The organism is Mycobacterium riyadhense (assembly GCF_963853645.1).
GTDB classification, from domain to species: Bacteria; Actinomycetota; Actinomycetes; order Mycobacteriales; family Mycobacteriaceae; genus Mycobacterium; species Mycobacterium riyadhense.
Window position 1 is genome coordinate 1,920,571 of sequence record NZ_OY970456.1, and the last position, 15,950, is coordinate 1,936,520.

The window sequence follows — 15,950 nt, forward strand, 5'->3', positions numbered from 1 at the left end:
CCGTGCGCATAGACGTCATCACGATTTTCCCGGGCTATCTGGACCCGTTGCGGCAATCGTTGCCGGGCAAGGCGATTGCGTCGGGCCTGGTCGACGTGCAGGTGCACGACCTGCGGCGGTGGACTCACGACGTGCACCACTCGGTAGACGACGCGCCCTATGGTGGTGGTCCCGGGATGGTGATGAAGGCGCCGGTGTGGGGCGAGGCGCTCGACGAAATCTGTTCCGGAGAGACGCTATTGGTCGTTCCCACCCCCGCAGGTGCGTTGTTCACCCAGGCCACCGCCGCGCGCTGGAGCACCCAGACGCACCTGGTGTTCGCCTGCGGCCGCTACGAGGGCATCGACCAGCGCGTTGTCGACGATGCGGCGCGTCGGATGCGTGTCGAAGAGGTCTCGATCGGCGATTACGTGTTGCCCGGCGGGGAATCGGCGGCCGTGGTGATGATCGAAGCCGTGCTGCGACTCGTGGCTGGAGTCCTCGGGAATCCCGCTTCCCTCCAAGAGGATTCGCACTCGCCCGGCCTGGACCGGCTGCTGGAGGGGCCAAGCTACACCCGGCCGCCGAGCTGGCGTGGACTCGACGTTCCGGAGGTTCTGCTCTCCGGTGACCACGCCCGAATCGCAGCCTGGCGTCGGGAGGTTTCGCTACAGCGCACTCGGGACCGGCGCCCCGAGCTGCTGGACTGAAAACTGGCCGAGCAGACGCATAATCGCCCTGGAACGAGCGTTCCAGGGCGATTATGCGTCTGCTCGTGCGGGTAAGCGGTCAGATCCGGCCGTTGGGAAAAATCGTCTTAACGGCCTCGGTTATCGTCGCGCGCGCGGTGGCGTCATCGGAGGGCTGCAGCGACTCGATCACCATGATGTAGCGGTGGTCCGCGCCGATCACACCGGTGGACAGGTGCATCCAGTCGGCGCCGATACAGCACATCCAGCCCTGTTTGACGGCGACCGGTTCGGCGTACAAACCGTCGGGGATTCCGAATCGCTGTGGGTAGCCGTCGATCCCGGTCGGTGTTGATCGAGCTAGGTCGTTGACGATAATTCGGGCGCGCTCCATCGGTAGTCCGCCCGAGCCATCGAGCAGTCTGTCGTAGTAGCGGATCAGGTCCTGGGCCGAACTGATGGTGTTCCACCAGCGCCCGTCGCTGGGGGGTGCGGTCGATGTCAGTCCATATCGGCTCGCGACCTCGGTGATGATCGCGTCTCCGCCGTCCTGCTCCCAGAATCGTTCTGCCGCGCCATCGTCGGATGACTGCAACATGACGTCCAATGTCTGGTGGTCCTCGGGGGACAGCACGGTCTTGCCCTCGGATTCGGCAAGCAGCAGATCGTCGGCGATAAAGAGTTTGGCCACCGATGCGGTGGCGATGATCTGGGTGTTGCCGTTGGAGACCAACTGGTGGGTGGCGCGATCGAGGATCGCCACCGACAACGTGGCGCCCTTGGCGGCGGCTTGTTCGGTGGCCTGCTGGATGCGGGCCTGCACTGCGCTGAGCCCGGCGTCGGGAAGCACGTCGGGCAACGTGTCCGGCACGCCGAGCGGTGTGACGGCGCGCAGCAGCAGTTCGACCAGTTGTGGCTGAGGTTGCGGTTGTGCTTGGGAGGAATCGGGAGCGGGAGCGCTATACGTCTTCGCCTGTACCTTGGCTTCGCAGCCAGCGACCACCACCAACGTCACCGCTGCGGCGGCGGTAAGCACCGTTAGCGGCCGTGCTCGCATTCCACTCCTTCTGACATCCTTGTGACGCCATTGACAGCCGTCGACATCACAAGACGTACAGGTGGGCGGCCGCTTTGCCATCTGCCCTGGGCGTCACGCACAGCTTCGGGTTTGACTCGCGCGGTTCGACCCCAGTCATATGTACCATTTGCCGGCGCTTTCGGGCCGTCGTGAACACCGGAGTTTTCCTGTGATTTTCACTGCATGCGCACCGTCTGGCACAATTGACCAGTTGTCTCCAGCGGTTGTCGGTGCCCCGGTGCTCCCGCCTGCTAGGAGATACACCCCAGAAGCCCGAACCCATCGGCTGGGTGACCGCCACACGCCCGCGTGCGGGCGGTTCACGAAGCCGCGACCTCGAGGAAGTGTTTTCCAATGAACAGGCTGGACTTCGTCGACCAGGCGTCGCTGCGCGACGACATCCCGGCCTTCAGCCCGGGCGACACCATCAACGTGCACGTCAAGGTGATCGAGGGCGCCAAGGAACGTATCCAGGTGTTCAAGGGTGTGGTAATCCGCCGACAGGGCGGCGGCATCCGCGAAACGTTCACGGTGCGCAAGGAGAGCTACGGCGTCGGCGTGGAACGGACCTTTCCGGTGCATTCGCCGAACATCGACCATATCGAGGTGGCGACCCGCGGCGATGTCCGTCGCGCCAAGCTGTACTACCTGCGGGAACTTCGCGGGAAGAAAGCCAAGATCAAGGAGAAGCGCTGACCGGGACCGCCGTGGTGCCCATTGGGCGGTCGCCTCGGCGGTTGTCTAAGCCACGCCCTGTGCTGGCTACGCTGATCTCGTGACCGAAACAACGGACTCCCCTTCTGAGCGCCAGCCCGATGCTGGTCAATCGGAGCCGAAGCCCGCTACCGACGACTCAACGACGGAGGCTGAGGAAGCCGAAGCCGAATCGAAGCCCAAGAAGTCCACGCTGCGGGAGTTCGCGACACTGGCGGTGATCGCGGTGGTCCTCTACTACGTCATGTTGACGTTTGTGGCGCGCCCGTACCTGATCCCATCCGAGTCGATGGAACCCACGCTGCACGGGTGCGCGACGTGTACCGGCGACCGCATCCTGGTGGACAAACTCACCTACCGGTTCAGCTCACCCAAACCCGGCGACGTCATCGTGTTCAAGGGACCGCCGTCGTGGAATGTCGGTTACAAATCGATCCGGTCTTCCAACACCGCGGTGCGTTGGTTGCAGAACGCGCTTTCGTTCATAGGTTTTGTGCCTCCCGACGAAAACGACCTGGTCAAGCGCGTGATCGCGGTCGGCGGTCAGACGGTTCAGTGCCGCGCCGACACCGGCTTGACGGTCAATGGCAAGCCGCTCAAGGAGCCGTATCTGAACCCGGGCACCATGATGGCCGACCCGTCGATATACCCGTGCCTGGGCAGCGAGTTCGGCCCGGTCACCGTCCCACCGGGACGTCTGTGGGTGATGGGCGACAACAGGACCCACTCGGCGGATTCGCGGGCCCACTGTCCGATGATGTGCACCGGTGATCCGATGGCGGGAACCGTGCCGGTGTCCAACGTCATCGGTAAGGCCAGATTCATCGTGTGGCCGCCGTCGCGATGGGGTGGCGTGGGTTCGGTGAACCCCCAGCAGGGCCAGTAGCGATGGCTGGAATATGACTAAGACCTGGCCGCCGCGCACGGTGATCCGCAAATCTGGGGGTTTGCGCACCCTGGAGTCCGCGCTGCACCGCAGCGGCCTGGGCCCGGTGGCCGGGGTCGACGAAGTCGGTCGCGGTGCCTGCGCTGGCCCGCTGGTGGTCGCGGCCTGCGTGCTTGGCCCAAATCGCTTGGAAAGCCTTGCTGCTCTTGATGATTCGAAGAAGCTCACGGAGAAGGCGCGGGAAAAGCTGTTTCCGTTGATCCGCCGATACGCGCTTGCCTACCACGTGGTGTTCATCCCTTCGGTCGAGGTGGACCGCCGCGGGGTGCATGTGGCAAATATCGAAGGCATGCGGCGTGCGGTGGCCGGCTTGTCGGTCCGGCCCGGTTATGTGCTCACCGATGGCTTTCGGGTGCCTGGACTGCCGATGCCGTCGTTGCCGGTGATCGGTGGCGACGCGGCGGCCGCCTGCATCGCCGCGGCCAGCGTGCTGGCGAAAGTCAGCCGGGACCGGTTGATGGTCGCGATGGACGCCAAGCACCCCGGGTACGGCTTCGCCGAGCACAAGGGCTACAGCACCCCCGCGCACGGCCTGGCACTGACCAGGCTGGGCCCCTGCCCCGAGCACCGCTACTCGTTTATCAATGTGCGGCGGGTGGCGAGCGGATCCAACGGGAGGGTGGTGGCCGAATTCAAACCGGACCCTCCGGACGAGGAGACGACGACCGGTAAAGACTGGTAAAGACTGGTAAAGACTGATGAGGAATGATGAGACAAGAGTTCTGGTCACCGGGCACATTGGCTGGGAGAAGGACGTCTGAGCGGATGAGTGGCAGATGAGTGCAGAGGATCTCGAAAAGTACGAAACCGAGATGGAGCTCTCGCTGTACCGCGAATACAAGGACATCGTCGGCCAGTTCAGCTACGTCGTGGAAACCGAGCGCCGCTTCTATCTGGCAAACAGTGTGGAACTGATGCCGCGCAATGCCGACGGTGAGGTGTACTTCGAGCTGCGACTGGCCGACGCCTGGGTGTGGGACATGTATAGGCCGGCCCGGTTCGTCAAGCAGGTACGGGTGGTCACCTTCAAGGACGTCAACATCGAAGAGGTCGAGAAACCCGAACTGCGGCTGCCCGAATAGCCGAGTCAGGCGCACACACCGACGCCGCGCGTTCCGCATCTGTCAGCGAGGGCTCCAAGTGGCCGAGCACCGGGTCGCACACATTCGCCGGGTGTTTGGCTGGGGACGACGGCGGGAAGGTTATTCCGGGTGGGACTCACTGTGGCCGTCACCGGGCCAACCGCAGAGATCGGTACCTCGGCGGTCACCGCATTAGAGCGCGAACCCGCGGTGCAGTCGATCGTCGGGATGGCGCGCCGGCCGTTCGATCCCACGGTGCATGGGTGGATGAAGACCACCTGCATGCAGGGCGACATCCTGGATCGTGGTGCGGTGGATGCCTTGGTGGCGGACGCCGACGTCGTGATCCACCTGGCGTTCGTCATCATGGGGTCGCGCGAAGAGAGCGCACGCGTCAACCTGCAGGGCACCCGCAACGTGTTCGAGGCGACTGTTGCTGCACCGCGGCCACGGCGGCTGGTCTACACCTCTTCGGTGGCCGCCTACGGCTATCACTCCGACAACCCGGTGCCGCTCACCGAGGACGTACCGACGCGTGGGTCCCCCGAGCACTATTACTCGGAACAAAAGGCGGTGTGCGAGGCGGAGCTCGGGGAAATCACCAAGGATTCCTCGCTCGACGTATTCGTGCTGAGGCCTTGCATTGTCGCCGGCCCGGATGCCCACGCCCTAGCCGAGGCGATGCCGTGGAAGCAGCTGCCGGCCCCGGTGCGCGCGGTGAGCAAGGCGGTGCCGATATTGAAGCCGGTCGTGCCGGACCCGGGCATTCCCCTGCAGTTGGTCCATCATGACGATGTCGCGGCCGCAATCGCACTCGCCGCCACAGCTCCGGCCCCGCCCGGGGCATACAACATTGCCGGTGACGGGATCGTGACGGTTAGCGACGTGGCCAAGGCGCTCGGAGGGCGTCCGGTCCGGGTTCCTGCGGCCGCCGCGTCGGCGGCGTCTGTGGCGATTGCTCGGCTGCCGTTGGTTCCTTCCCTGCTTGAATGGCTGCATGTCGCAAGGACATCGGTGGTGATGGACACCAGCAAGGCAAAGCGGGAACTCGGCTGGTGCCCGACGCACTCTTCGGCGGAGACCCTGGCCTCGCTGGCTTCGACTGTGTGAGGCTGCCGGGCAATCGAGGTACGTTGAGGCCGTGAGGTTCCAGCGCTTCGCCGCGTCACGCGACATACCCGCCGATTACGACGAGCATGCCGTCGCGGTTTCGCCGCGTAAACACGAGGCGGCGGGGGTGCGCGCTGTGCTGGTGTCGGTGCAGCGAGGGCTGGAGCAGATGGGTGCGCTGCGCACCGCGGCGGCGCTGGCCCGGCTGAATCAGCGTCATGGGTTTGACTGTCCCGGCTGCGCGTGGCCCGAGGAGCGCGGCGGGCGCAAGTTGGCCGAGTTCTGCGAAAACGGCGCCAAAGCCGTCGCTGAGGAGGCCACCAAGCGCACCGTGACCCCGGAGTTCTTCGCGCGGCACTCCATCGCGGAGTTGTCGGCAAAACCCGAGTACTGGCTTTCGCAGCAGGGCCGCCTTGCCCACCCGATGGTGTTGCGCCCCGGAGACGACCACTACCGGCCGATCGGCTGGGATGCCGCCTATCGGCTGATCGCTGAATACCTCAAGGCCCTGAGTAGCCCCGATGAGGCCGTGTTCTACACCTCCGGACGCACCAGCAATGAGGCCGCGTTCTGCTATCAGCTGCTGGTGCGCAGCTTTGGCACCAACAACCTGCCCGACTGTTCCAACATGTGCCACGAGTCGTCGGGCTCGGCGCTCATCGAGTCCATCGGGATCGGCAAGGGATCGGTGACCGTCGAGGACGTCGTGAAAGCCGACCTGATCGTCATCGCCGGGCAGAACCCGGGCACCAATCACCCGCGCATGCTGTCGGTCTTGGAGAAGGCAAAGGCCAACGGCGCCAAGATCATTGCGGTAAATCCGCTGCCGGAGGCCGGATTGATCCGGTTCAAGGATCCGCAGAAGGTGAACGGGGTTGTGGGACATGGCATCCCGATCGCCGACGAATTCGTGCAGATCCGCCTCGGCGGGGATATGGCGTTGTTCGCCGGGCTGGGCAGGCTGTTGCTGGAGGCCGACGCGCGCGCGCCGGGCAGCGTAGTCGACCGGTCGTTCGTCGAGCGGGATTGCGCCGGCTTCGACGAGTACCGGCGTCGCGCGCTCGAGGTCGACATCGACACGGTGCTGGCCGCCACCGGCATCGAACAATCGCAGCTTGAACGCGTCGCCGCGATGCTGGTGGCATCCCAGCGCACGGTCGTGTGCTGGGCGATGGGCCTGACCCAGCACGCCCATGCGGTCGCCACCATCGGCGAGATCACCAACCTGCTGCTGCTGCGCGGCATGATCGGCAAGCCGGGCGCTGGGGTGTGTCCGGTGCGCGGGCATTCCAACGTGCAGGGTGACCGCACGATGGGCATCTGGGAGAAGATGCCCGAGGCGTTCTTGGCGTCGCTTGATCGTGAGTTCGGCATTGTCAGCCCACGCAAGCACGGTTATGACACCGTGGCCGCGATCCGTGCCATGCGCGACGGGCGGGCGACCTTCTTCATGGGAATGGGCGGCAACTTCGCGTCGGCGACCCCGGACACCGCCGTCACCGAGGCGGCCTTGCGCAGTTGTGCTCTGACCGTGCAGGTCTCGACCAAACTCAACCGCAGCCACCTTGTGCACGGCGCAACCGCGCTGATCCTGCCGACACTGGGCCGCACCGACCGCGACATTCGGGGTGGACGCAAACAATTGGTGTCGGTGGAGGATTCGATGTCGATGGTGCACCTGTCGCGCGGCAGCCTGCACCCGCCCAGCGACCAGGCGCGCAGCGAGGTCGAGATTGTCTGCCGGCTGGCCCGCACGCTGCTCGGTCCGCGGCATCCGGTGCCGTGGGAACGGTTCGCCGCCGACTACGACACGATCCGCGACGCGATCGCCGCGGTGGTCCCCGGCTGCAACGACTACAACCGCAAGGTGCGTGCCCCGGACGGGTTCCAGCTGCCGCACCCGCCGCGCGACGCGCGCGAATTCCATACCAGCACAGGCAAAGCCAACTTTGCGATCAACCCGCTGCAGTGGGTGCCGGTGCCGCCCGGCCGGCTGGTGCTGCAAACACTGCGCAGCCACGACCAATACAACACCACGATTTACGGGCTCGACGATCGCTACCGCGGGGTCAAGGGCGGCCGCCGAGTGGTGTTCGTCAACCCCACCGACATCGAGACGCTGGGTTTGACGGCAGGCGACCGCGTCGATTTGGTATCGGAGTGGACCGACGCCGAAGGTCGCCTGCAAGAGCGCCGAGTTAAAGACTTTCTGGTGGTGGCGTATTCGACTCCGGTCGGCAATGCCGCGGCCTACTATCCGGAGACCAATCCGCTGGTTCCTCTTGATCACACGGCGGCCAAATCAAACACGCCGGTGTCCAAGGCGATCGTCATCCGATTGGAGTCGGCGTCCTAGTGGGGCACGTAACGGCGCATCGGCGGGTCAAGCATCTGGCCGCCGATCAGGCGATCACCCGGCCGGAAACCCTGGCCGTAGAAGAGCCGCTGGAGATCCGCGTCAACGGGGTCCCGGTGACGGTAACCATGCGCACGCCCGGCTCGGATATTGAACTCGCGCAAGGCTTTCTGCTGACCGAAGGGGTTATTGCGCATCGCGAGGAGGTGCTGACCGTTCGCTACTGCGGCGGGCGTGATGACGACGGGGCCAACACCTACAACGTTCTCGACGTCACCCTGGCGCCCGGCGTCAAGCCACCGGCCCTCGACGTCACCCGAAACTTCTACACCACGTCGTCGTGCGGGGTCTGCGGCAAGGCGTCGCTGGAAGCGGTGCGGCTGATCAGCCGGTTCTCGCCTGGCGACGATCCCGCCGCCGTTGCCGCGGCCACGTTGCAGCGGATGCCGGACCAACTTCGCGGCGCCCAAAAGGTTTTCGCCAGCACCGGCGGGTTGCATGCCGCGGCTTTGTTCGGGGTGGACGGCGCGATGCTCGCGGTGCGCGAGGACATCGGCCGGCACAACGCCGTGGACAAGGTCATCGGCTGGGCGCTGGAACACGACCGGATACCGATGGGCGCTACCGTGCTCCTGGTGAGCGGGCGCGCGTCGTTCGAGTTGACGCAGAAGGCGCTGATGGCCGGGCTTCCCGTGGTGGCCGCGGTATCCGCGCCGTCGTCGCTGGCCGTCTCGTTGGCCGAAGAGTTCGGGATCACGTTGGTGGCGTTCCTGCGTGAGGACTCGATGAACGTCTACACCAGGGCGGACCGAATCGTCTAGTCCCCGGCCCGCGCTGTGGATGGGTGCACGACTGTGGATAGCCGGTCGCTAGCCCCGCGATGAGGTGTTCGGCGCGGCCGACATTGTCGGGCCGGGTGCGCAGTTTGGTCGCATGACGACCCAGAAGACCATGACACGAGTCCAGCTGGGAGCGCTGGGCGAGGCGCTCGCGGTGGACCATCTGATGCGGCTGGGCTTGCGGATCTTGGACCGCAACTGGCGCTGCCGCTACGGCGAACTGGACGTAATCGCCGTCGACACGACCGCGCGAACGGTGGTGTTCGTCGAGGTCAAAACGCGCACCGGCGACGGTTACGGAGGGCTGGCGCACGCGGTGCCCGAGCGCAAGGTCCGACGGCTGCGCCGGCTGGCCGGCGTGTGGTTGGCCGGTCAGGACGAGCGCTGGGCGGCGATCCGGATCGATGTGATCGGCGTGCGGATCGGGCGGCGCCGCACCCCGGAGATCATCCACCTGCGGGGAGTCGGCTGATGGCGCTGGGACGCGCATTCTCGGTCGCCGTACGCGGATTGGACGGAGAGACAGTGGAAATCGAAGCCGACATCACCTCGGGGCTGCCGGGTGTGCACCTGGTGGGGTTGCCCGACGCCGCGTTGCAGGAGTCTCGTGACCGGGTTCGAGCGGCAGTCACCAACTGCGGAAACACCTGGCCGCTGGCCCGGCTCACGCTCGCACTGTCTCCGGCGACGCTGCCCAAAATGGGATCGGTCTACGACATCGCTTTGGCGGCGGCCGTGTTGTCGGCGCAACGAAAGAAGCCGTGGGATCGTCTGGAGAAGACGGTGCTGATGGGCGAATTGTCGCTGGACGGACGGGTCCGTCCGGTGCGCGGGGTGTTGCCCGCCGTGCTGGCTGCCAAACGCGACGGGTGGCCGGCCGTCGTTGTCCCCGCGGACAACCTGGCCGAGGCCAGCTTGGTCGACGGCATCGACGTGTGGGGTGTTCGCACCCTGGGCCAATTGCAGAGTTGGCTCAGTGGGTCGGCCGGCCTGCACGACAGGATCACCTCGGCAGCTCCCACCCAGGAGACGACGGCCGATCTGGCCGACGTCGTGGGACAATCGCAAGCCCGGTTCGCCGTCGAGGTGGCCGCGGCCGGGGCGCATCACCTTATGTTGACCGGCCCGCCGGGAGTGGGCAAAACGATGCTGGCGCAACGCCTTCCGGGATTGCTGCCGCCGTTGACCGAGAGCGAGTCGCTGGAGGTCACCGCGATCCACTCAGTGGCCGGCCTGCTGTCGGGGGACACGCCGTTGATCACCAGGCCGCCGTTCGTGGCACCGCACCACAGTTCCACCGTCGCGGCACTGGTCGGCGGGGGTTCCGGAATGGCCCGTCCGGGTGCGGTAAGCCGGGCGCATCGCGGGGTGCTGTTCCTAGACGAGTGCGCCGAGATCCGCCTCAGTGCGCTGGAAGCACTGCGAACGCCGTTGGAAGACGGGGAAATTCGCCTCGCGCGTCGCGACGGCGTGGCATGCTACCCCGCTCGGTTTCAATTGGTGCTGGCCGCTAACCCATGCCCGTGCGCGCCAGCTGATCCGCAGGACTGCATCTGTGCGGCCGCGGCCAAGCGGCGCTACCTCGGCAAGCTGTCCGGCCCATTACTGGACCGGGTGGATCTGCGGGTGCAGATGCATCCGGTTCGCGCGGGGGCGTTTTCGCCTGCCGACGGGGAGTCGACGCTGGAGGTGCGCCAGCGGGTGGCGCTGGCGCGCGACGCGGCCGCGCAGCGCTGGCGACCACACGGATTCCGCACTAACGCCGAAGTCAGCGGGCCACTGTTGCGGCGGAAGTTCCGTCTCAGCAACGCCGCAATGACCCCGTTGCGCACGGCGCTGGACCGTGGGCTGCTCAGTATCCGTGGCCTGGATCGCACGCTGCGCGTTGCCTGGAGTCTGGCCGATTTGGCTGGTCGAACCTCGCCCGGGGTCGACGAAGTGGCCGCCGCCCTGAGTTTCCGGCAAGCGGGAGCGTCGCGATGAGCACTAGCGATCCCCGATTGCGGGCCTGGGCGTATCTCTCCAGGGTGGTAGAGCCGCCCTGCGCGGAGCTCGCCGCACTGGTCACCTGTGTTGGTCCGGTGGAGGCGGCCGACCGGGTCCGGCGCGGGCTGGTCACCGGCGACTTGGCACGCGACACCGAGGCCAGGCGCGAAAATGACCAAGCGGCAGCAGATCTCGAACTACTCGCTCGCCGCGGGGGGCGATTGATCACGCCCGATGATGACGAGTGGCCGGTGCTCGCGTTCGCCGCATTCGCGGGCTCCGCAGCGCGAGACAGGCCGCGCGGCGAGCCGCCGATGGTGTTGTGGGCTCTGGGCCCCGCGCGGCTGGACGAGGTGGCCCAGCGCGCCGCCGCCATGGTCGGAACTCGGGCCGCGACCGCCTACGGCGAGCACGTGGCGGCCGATCTCGCGGCCGGGCTGGTCGAACGCGACGTCGCGGTCGTTTCCGGCGGCGCCTACGGCATCGACGGCGCAGCTCATCGCGCCACGCTCAACTCCGAGGGCATCACGGTGGCGGTACTGGCCGGGGGACTTGACATCCCTTATCCGGCCGGTCATTCGGCGCTGCTGCATCGCATCGCGCAACACGGGCTGCTGTTCACCGAATACCCACCGGGTGTCCGCCCGGCCCGATATCGGTTTCTGACCCGCAACCGTCTGGTGGCTGCGATGGCAGGCGCGGCGGTGGTGGTGGAAGCCGGCGTGCGCAGCGGCGCCGCGAACACCGCCGGCTGGGCACGGGCATTGGGCCGGGTGGTGGCCGCGGTGCCGGGTCCGGTGACGTCGTCGGCGTCGGCGGGTTGTCATGCCCTGCTGCGCAACGGCGCCGAGCTGGTCACCCGCGCCGACGACATCGTCGAGTTGGTCGGTCATATCGGTGAGCTGGCGGCCGACGAAACCGGGCCCAAGGCCGTGTTCGACGGGCTCAGCGAGGCCGAACGTCAGGTGTACGAGGCATTGCCGGGCCGCGGCGCCGCCACCGTCGACGAGATCGCCGTCGCTTCCGGGCTGGTGCCCGAACGGGTACTGGGGCCGCTGGCGATGCTCGAGGTGACCGGATTGGCGGAGCGCTACGACGGCCGCTGGCGAATCGTGCGAGCCGGTCCCGCCCGGGCTTCGGCCAGTTCTTCGGAGGCGCGACTCGTATAGTCGACGGGGGTTGGGAGCTGTTGCGTTCTGAGTGGTCGGTAGTTGTCGGTGGTGTGCTGTAGGAACGGGCGTATGAGTCTGGCGGTGTGGGCCGAGCGCAGCGGTGTGGCGCGGGTGACTGCGTATCGCTGGTTTCGAGCCGGGCTGTTGCTTGTCCCGGCGCAACGAGGAGGTCGGCTCATTCTGGTGAACGATGCGGCAGCCGAGACATCACGGCGTGGGCGGACGGCGGTGTATGCGCGGGTATCCTCAGCGGACCGGAAATCCGATCGTGGTGGAGCACAGTGATCGGTTCTGTCGGTTTGGCTCCGAGTATGTTGAAGCCGCACTTGCCGCCCAGGGCCGCGCGCTGGTGGTGGTCGACTCGGCGGAGGTCGACGATGACCTCGTGCGTGATATGACCGAGATTCTGGCATCGATGTGCGTTCGGCTCTACGGCATACGCGCTGCACAGAATCGGCCCAAGCGTGCCCTTGCCGCCGCAGCTGCGGGCGACGTGGAGGCGGCCTGAGATGCCGCGTTTCGAGATCCCCGACGGATGGTGTGTGCAGGCGTTCCGGTTCACCCTGGATCCGACCGAGGACCAGGCCCGCGCGTTGGCGCGGCATTTCGGAGCTCGCCGCAAGGCCTACAACTGGACTGTCGCCGTGCTGAAAGCTGATATCCAGACGTGGCGTGAGACCGGCGTCGAGACAGCGAAACCGTCGCTGCGGGAGCTGCGGAAGCGTTGGAACACCGTCAAGAACGACGTGTGTGTCAACGCTGAAACCGGCGCGGTGTGGTGGCCTGAGTGTTCGAAGGAGGCCTACGCCGACGGTATCGATGGTGCGGTCGATGCGTACTGGAACTGGCAGACCTCCCGTGCTGGTACGCGCGCTGGGAAACGGGTCGGTTTCCCTCGGTTCAAGAAGAAGGGCCGCGACTCGGACCGCGTGACGTTTACAACTGGGGCGATGCGCGTCGAGCCGGATCGCCGCCACCTGACGCTGCCGGTCATTGGGACCGTTCGTACCCACGAGAACACCCGCCGCATCGAACGGCTCATCACGAAACGCCGAGCACGGGTGTTGGCGATCAGCGTGCGGCGCAACGGTACTCGGCTGGATGCGAGCCTACGAGTGCTGGTCCAACGCCCTGTCCAGCCTAACGTCTCGCTACCCGACTCCCACGTCGGTGTCGATGTGGGTGTGCGGCGTCTGGCCACCGTCGCCGATGCTGACGGCACGGTGATCGAACAGGTGGAGAACCCACAGCCGCTGGCCGCGGCGCTGCGCGGGTTGCGGCGTGTTTCGCGTGCCCGCTCGCGCTGCACGACAGGCTCACGCCAATATCGTGAGCGCACCACTGAACTGTCCCGCCTGTATTGCCGGGTCAATGATGTCCGAACGCATCATCTGCACGTCCTGACAACACGATGGGCTAAAACCCACGGCCGCATCGTTGTCGAAGGTCTGGACGCGGCAGGGATGATGCGGCAAAAGGGCCTTCCGGGCGCCCGCGCCAGACGGCGCGGACTGTCAGATTCGGCTCTGGGCACCCCGCGCCGGCACTTGTCCTACAAGACAGGCTGGTATGGGTCGCAACTGGTGGTCGCTGACCGCTGGTTTGCGTCGTCGAGAACCTGCCATGGCTGCGGGCATGTGCAAGACATCGGCTGGGACCAAAAGTGGCAATGCGGCAGCTGCTCGGTCACACACCAACGTGATGACAACGCCGCGATCAACCTCGCACGCTACGAGGAACCGTTAGCGTCGTCGGCCCAGTTGGGGCCGCCGTCAAGCGTGGAGCCGACCGTAAGACCGGGCCTCGCCCGGCGGGTGGCCGTGAAGCGCGGAAGGGAACCGGCCACCCGGCCGGGGAACAACCCCGAGACGGGGTGCAAGTCGCGTGACCACTAAAGATCACTCACTTGCAACGGGTTGGGTTTGGACAGGAGGAGGAGGACAGGTTGGCGGGTCGACCCCTGCACAGCTTTGAAGTTGTCGGTTCTCGACAGCTCGCGCCGCATATGGTCCGGGTGCTGCTGGGCGGCAACGGCTTCGAAACCTTCGTTCCCAGCGACTTCACCGACTCCTACGTCAAGTTGGTATTTGTCGCCGACGATATTGATGTGGCCGGATTGCCGCAGCCGTTGACGTTGGACAGCTTCGCTGACCTACATCCACAGAAGCGGCCTTCGGTGCGCACCATCACCGTTCGTAGCGTCGACACCGCGGACCGCCGGATCGCCCTGGACATCGTGACGCACGGCGACCACGGGGTGGTTGGCCAGTGGGCCGCGGCGGCCCAACCGGGCCAGCGCGTTTACCTGATGGGACCCGGCGGGGCCTACACGCCCGACCCGGCCGCCGACTGGCATCTGCTGGCCGGCGACGAGTCCGCGCTGCCGGCCATCGCCGTTGCGCTAGAAGCGTTGCCCGCCAACGCAATCGGTAAGGCATTCATCGAAGTTGCCGGCCCTGATGACGAGATCGCGTTGGCCGCACCGGAATCCGTCGAAGTGAACTGGGTCTATCGGGGCGGGCGTGCCGATCTGGTTCCTGAGGACCGTGCCGGCGATCACGCGCCGCTGATCGAGGCGGTCACCACCGCGCAGTGGCTGCCCGGACAGGTTCACGTTTTCATTCATGGAGAAGCGCAAGCCGTTATGCACAACCTGCGTCCCTACGTCCGCAACGAGCGCGGCGTGGCAGGCAAGTGGGCGTCGTCGATATCCGGTTACTGGCGGCGCGGACGCACCGAAGAGTCGTTCCGGCAATGGAAGAAAGAACTGGCTGAGGCGGAGGCGGGGCCTTGATCAGGGGCTGACTGCCCGCTGGCATTCTCATCGCATGGCATTTGGGGACTACCAGATAGAAATCTACTTCCAGGGTCTGGCCGGAGTGGTGCCATCGCTGCCGATGGCGTTCGCGGAATTGGAAGCCAAGGCAGAGATGGCCTTGCCGGCGGCGGTGTGGTCTTACGTCGCCGGGGGAGCCGGTGACGAACGCACCCAGCGGGCGAATTGCGAGGCCTTTCATCGATGGGGGTTGGTGCCGCGAATGTTGGTCGGCGCCACCGAGCGCGACCTGTCTGTCGAAATGTTCGGCCTGACCCTGCCGACCCCGCTGTTCATGGCGCCGATCGGTGTCATCGGGTTGTGCGCCCAAGACGGCCACGGCGACCTGGCTACCGCACGGGCCGCCGGTCGCACCGGCGTCCCGATGGTGGCGTCGACCCTGACGGTTGATCCTATGGAAGACCTCGCCGCCGGGTTCGGCGACACCCCTGGGTTTTTTCAGCTATACACGCCGACCGACCGCGAGGTAGCCGCAAGCCTGGTGCAGCGCGCGGAAGCGGCCGGCTACCGGGGCATCGTCGTCACGCTCGACACCTGGGTCACCGGCTGGCGTCCGCGCGACCTGAGCACCGCGAACTTCCCCCAACTCCGGGGACACTGCCTCGCCAACTACTTCAGCGATCCCGTATTCCGGGGGGGCCTGCAGCGCCCGCCGGAAGAAGACCCGCAAGGCGCGACGCTGCGCTGGGCGCAAATCTTCGGAGCCCCGCTCACCTGGGAAGACTTGGGCTGGCTACGTTCGCTGACCGATCTGCCGCTGATCCTCAAGGGCATCTGCCATCCAGACGACGTTCGGCGCGCGAAGGACGGCGGTGTCGACGGCATCTACTGCTCCACCCACGGCGGCCGGCAAGCCAACGGCGGCCTGCCCGCGCTGGATTGCCTGCCCGGTGTGGTCGAGGCGGCCGACGGGCTGCCGGTGCTGTTCGACTCGGGGATCCGCAGCGGCGCCGATGTCGTCAAGGCGCTCGCCCTGGGAGCGACCGCGGTCGGTGTGGGCCGTCCTTACGCGTACGGTCTGGCGCTCGGCGGTGTCGACGGCATTGTGCACGTGCTGCGCATGATGCTCGCCGAAATCGACCTGATCATGGCCGTCGATGGGTATCCGACACGCAAAGATCTCACCCCGGACACGTTGCGGCGCGTCGGCTGAGTTAACGCCC

The 15,950-nt window shown here is 66.3% G+C and carries 15 protein-coding genes and 1 pseudogene; 15 read left to right on the forward strand and 1 reads right to left on the reverse strand.

The genetic code is table 11. The features are described from left to right. Window positions 1-2 precede the first annotated feature (2 nt). Window positions 3-689 carry a tRNA (guanosine(37)-N1)-methyltransferase TrmD gene (gene trmD, locus AADZ78_RS08610; protein WP_085250339.1) on the forward strand — a complete coding sequence of 229 codons (687 nt, stop codon included), beginning with the start codon at window positions 3-5 and terminating at the stop codon, window positions 687-689. Between the two features lie 79 nt (window positions 690-768). On the opposite strand, the gene AADZ78_RS08615 is transcribed toward trmD, so the two are convergent. Continuing rightward, on the reverse strand, window positions 769-1,725 hold the full coding sequence (locus AADZ78_RS08615; RefSeq protein ID WP_085250338.1) for a hypothetical protein: 957 nt from the start codon (window positions 1,723-1,725) through the stop codon (window positions 769-771). A 375-nt stretch (window positions 1,726-2,100) separates the two neighbouring features. Here AADZ78_RS08615 and rplS point away from each other — a divergent pair, with 375 nt between their 5' ends. The 14 genes and pseudogenes from rplS to AADZ78_RS08685 all read left to right on the forward strand — a co-directional run bounded on the left by rplS (window position 2,101) and on the right by AADZ78_RS08685 (window position 15,940). Continuing rightward, window positions 2,101-2,442 (forward strand): 50S ribosomal protein L19, encoded by a 342-nt coding sequence (rplS, locus tag AADZ78_RS08620; RefSeq protein ID WP_085250337.1) that lies wholly within the window; start codon window positions 2,101-2,103, stop codon window positions 2,440-2,442. Window positions 2,443-2,521: 79 nt separating this feature from the next. Further along, a complete protein-coding gene (gene lepB / locus AADZ78_RS08625; protein WP_085250336.1) occupies window positions 2,522-3,346 on the forward strand; it encodes a signal peptidase I in 825 nt (274 codons plus the stop codon). A 13-nt stretch (window positions 3,347-3,359) separates the two neighbouring features. Then, the gene (locus tag AADZ78_RS08630) at window positions 3,360-4,088 is read left to right on the forward strand and encodes a ribonuclease HII (RefSeq protein WP_085250335.1); all 729 of its coding nucleotides are present in this window, start codon (window positions 3,360-3,362) and stop codon (window positions 4,086-4,088) included. Window positions 4,089-4,182: 94 nt separating this feature from the next. After that, window positions 4,183-4,488: a DUF2469 domain-containing protein gene (locus AADZ78_RS08635; RefSeq protein WP_067243032.1), complete on the forward strand. Its 306-nt coding sequence runs from the start codon at window positions 4,183-4,185 to the stop codon at window positions 4,486-4,488. A 129-nt stretch (window positions 4,489-4,617) separates the two neighbouring features. Beyond that, complete coding sequence (locus AADZ78_RS08640; RefSeq protein WP_085250334.1) at window positions 4,618-5,598, forward strand: NAD-dependent epimerase/dehydratase family protein; 981 nt, start codon at window positions 4,618-4,620, stop codon at window positions 5,596-5,598. Then, window positions 5,591-7,954, forward strand: a complete 2,364-nt coding sequence (locus tag AADZ78_RS08645; RefSeq protein WP_204903520.1) for an FdhF/YdeP family oxidoreductase — start codon at window positions 5,591-5,593, stop codon at window positions 7,952-7,954. The genes AADZ78_RS08640 and AADZ78_RS08645 overlap by 8 nt, the downstream gene beginning before the upstream one ends. After that, complete coding sequence (gene fdhD / locus AADZ78_RS08650; RefSeq protein WP_085250332.1) at window positions 7,954-8,775, forward strand: formate dehydrogenase accessory sulfurtransferase FdhD; 822 nt, start codon at window positions 7,954-7,956, stop codon at window positions 8,773-8,775. The genes AADZ78_RS08645 and fdhD overlap by 1 nt, the downstream gene beginning before the upstream one ends. A gap of 112 nt (window positions 8,776-8,887) precedes the next feature. Then, window positions 8,888-9,265, forward strand: coding sequence for a YraN family protein (locus tag AADZ78_RS08655; protein WP_085250350.1), 378 nt, complete (start codon window positions 8,888-8,890; stop codon window positions 9,263-9,265). After that, window positions 9,265-10,776, forward strand: a complete 1,512-nt coding sequence (locus AADZ78_RS08660) for a YifB family Mg chelatase-like AAA ATPase (protein WP_085250331.1) — start codon at window positions 9,265-9,267, stop codon at window positions 10,774-10,776. The genes AADZ78_RS08655 and AADZ78_RS08660 overlap by 1 nt, the downstream gene beginning before the upstream one ends. After that, window positions 10,773-11,948 carry a DNA-processing protein DprA gene (gene dprA / locus AADZ78_RS08665; RefSeq protein ID WP_085250330.1) on the forward strand — a complete coding sequence of 392 codons (1,176 nt, stop codon included), beginning with the start codon at window positions 10,773-10,775 and terminating at the stop codon, window positions 11,946-11,948. The genes AADZ78_RS08660 and dprA overlap by 4 nt, the downstream gene beginning before the upstream one ends. A gap of 72 nt (window positions 11,949-12,020) precedes the next feature. After that, window positions 12,021-12,459 (forward strand): annotated as a pseudogene (locus AADZ78_RS08670) (IS607 family transposase). Between the two features lies 1 nt (window position 12,460). Then, window positions 12,461-13,846 carry an IS607 family element RNA-guided endonuclease TnpB gene (gene tnpB, locus AADZ78_RS08675; RefSeq protein WP_239656322.1) on the forward strand — a complete coding sequence of 462 codons (1,386 nt, stop codon included), beginning with the start codon at window positions 12,461-12,463 and terminating at the stop codon, window positions 13,844-13,846. Between the two features lie 50 nt (window positions 13,847-13,896). Then, window positions 13,897-14,745 carry a siderophore-interacting protein gene (locus AADZ78_RS08680; RefSeq protein WP_085250329.1) on the forward strand — a complete coding sequence of 283 codons (849 nt, stop codon included), beginning with the start codon at window positions 13,897-13,899 and terminating at the stop codon, window positions 14,743-14,745. 34 nt (window positions 14,746-14,779) lie between these two features. Further along, complete coding sequence (locus tag AADZ78_RS08685; RefSeq protein WP_085250328.1) at window positions 14,780-15,940, forward strand: lactate 2-monooxygenase; 1,161 nt, start codon at window positions 14,780-14,782, stop codon at window positions 15,938-15,940. The last annotated feature ends 10 nt before the right edge of the window (window positions 15,941-15,950 follow it).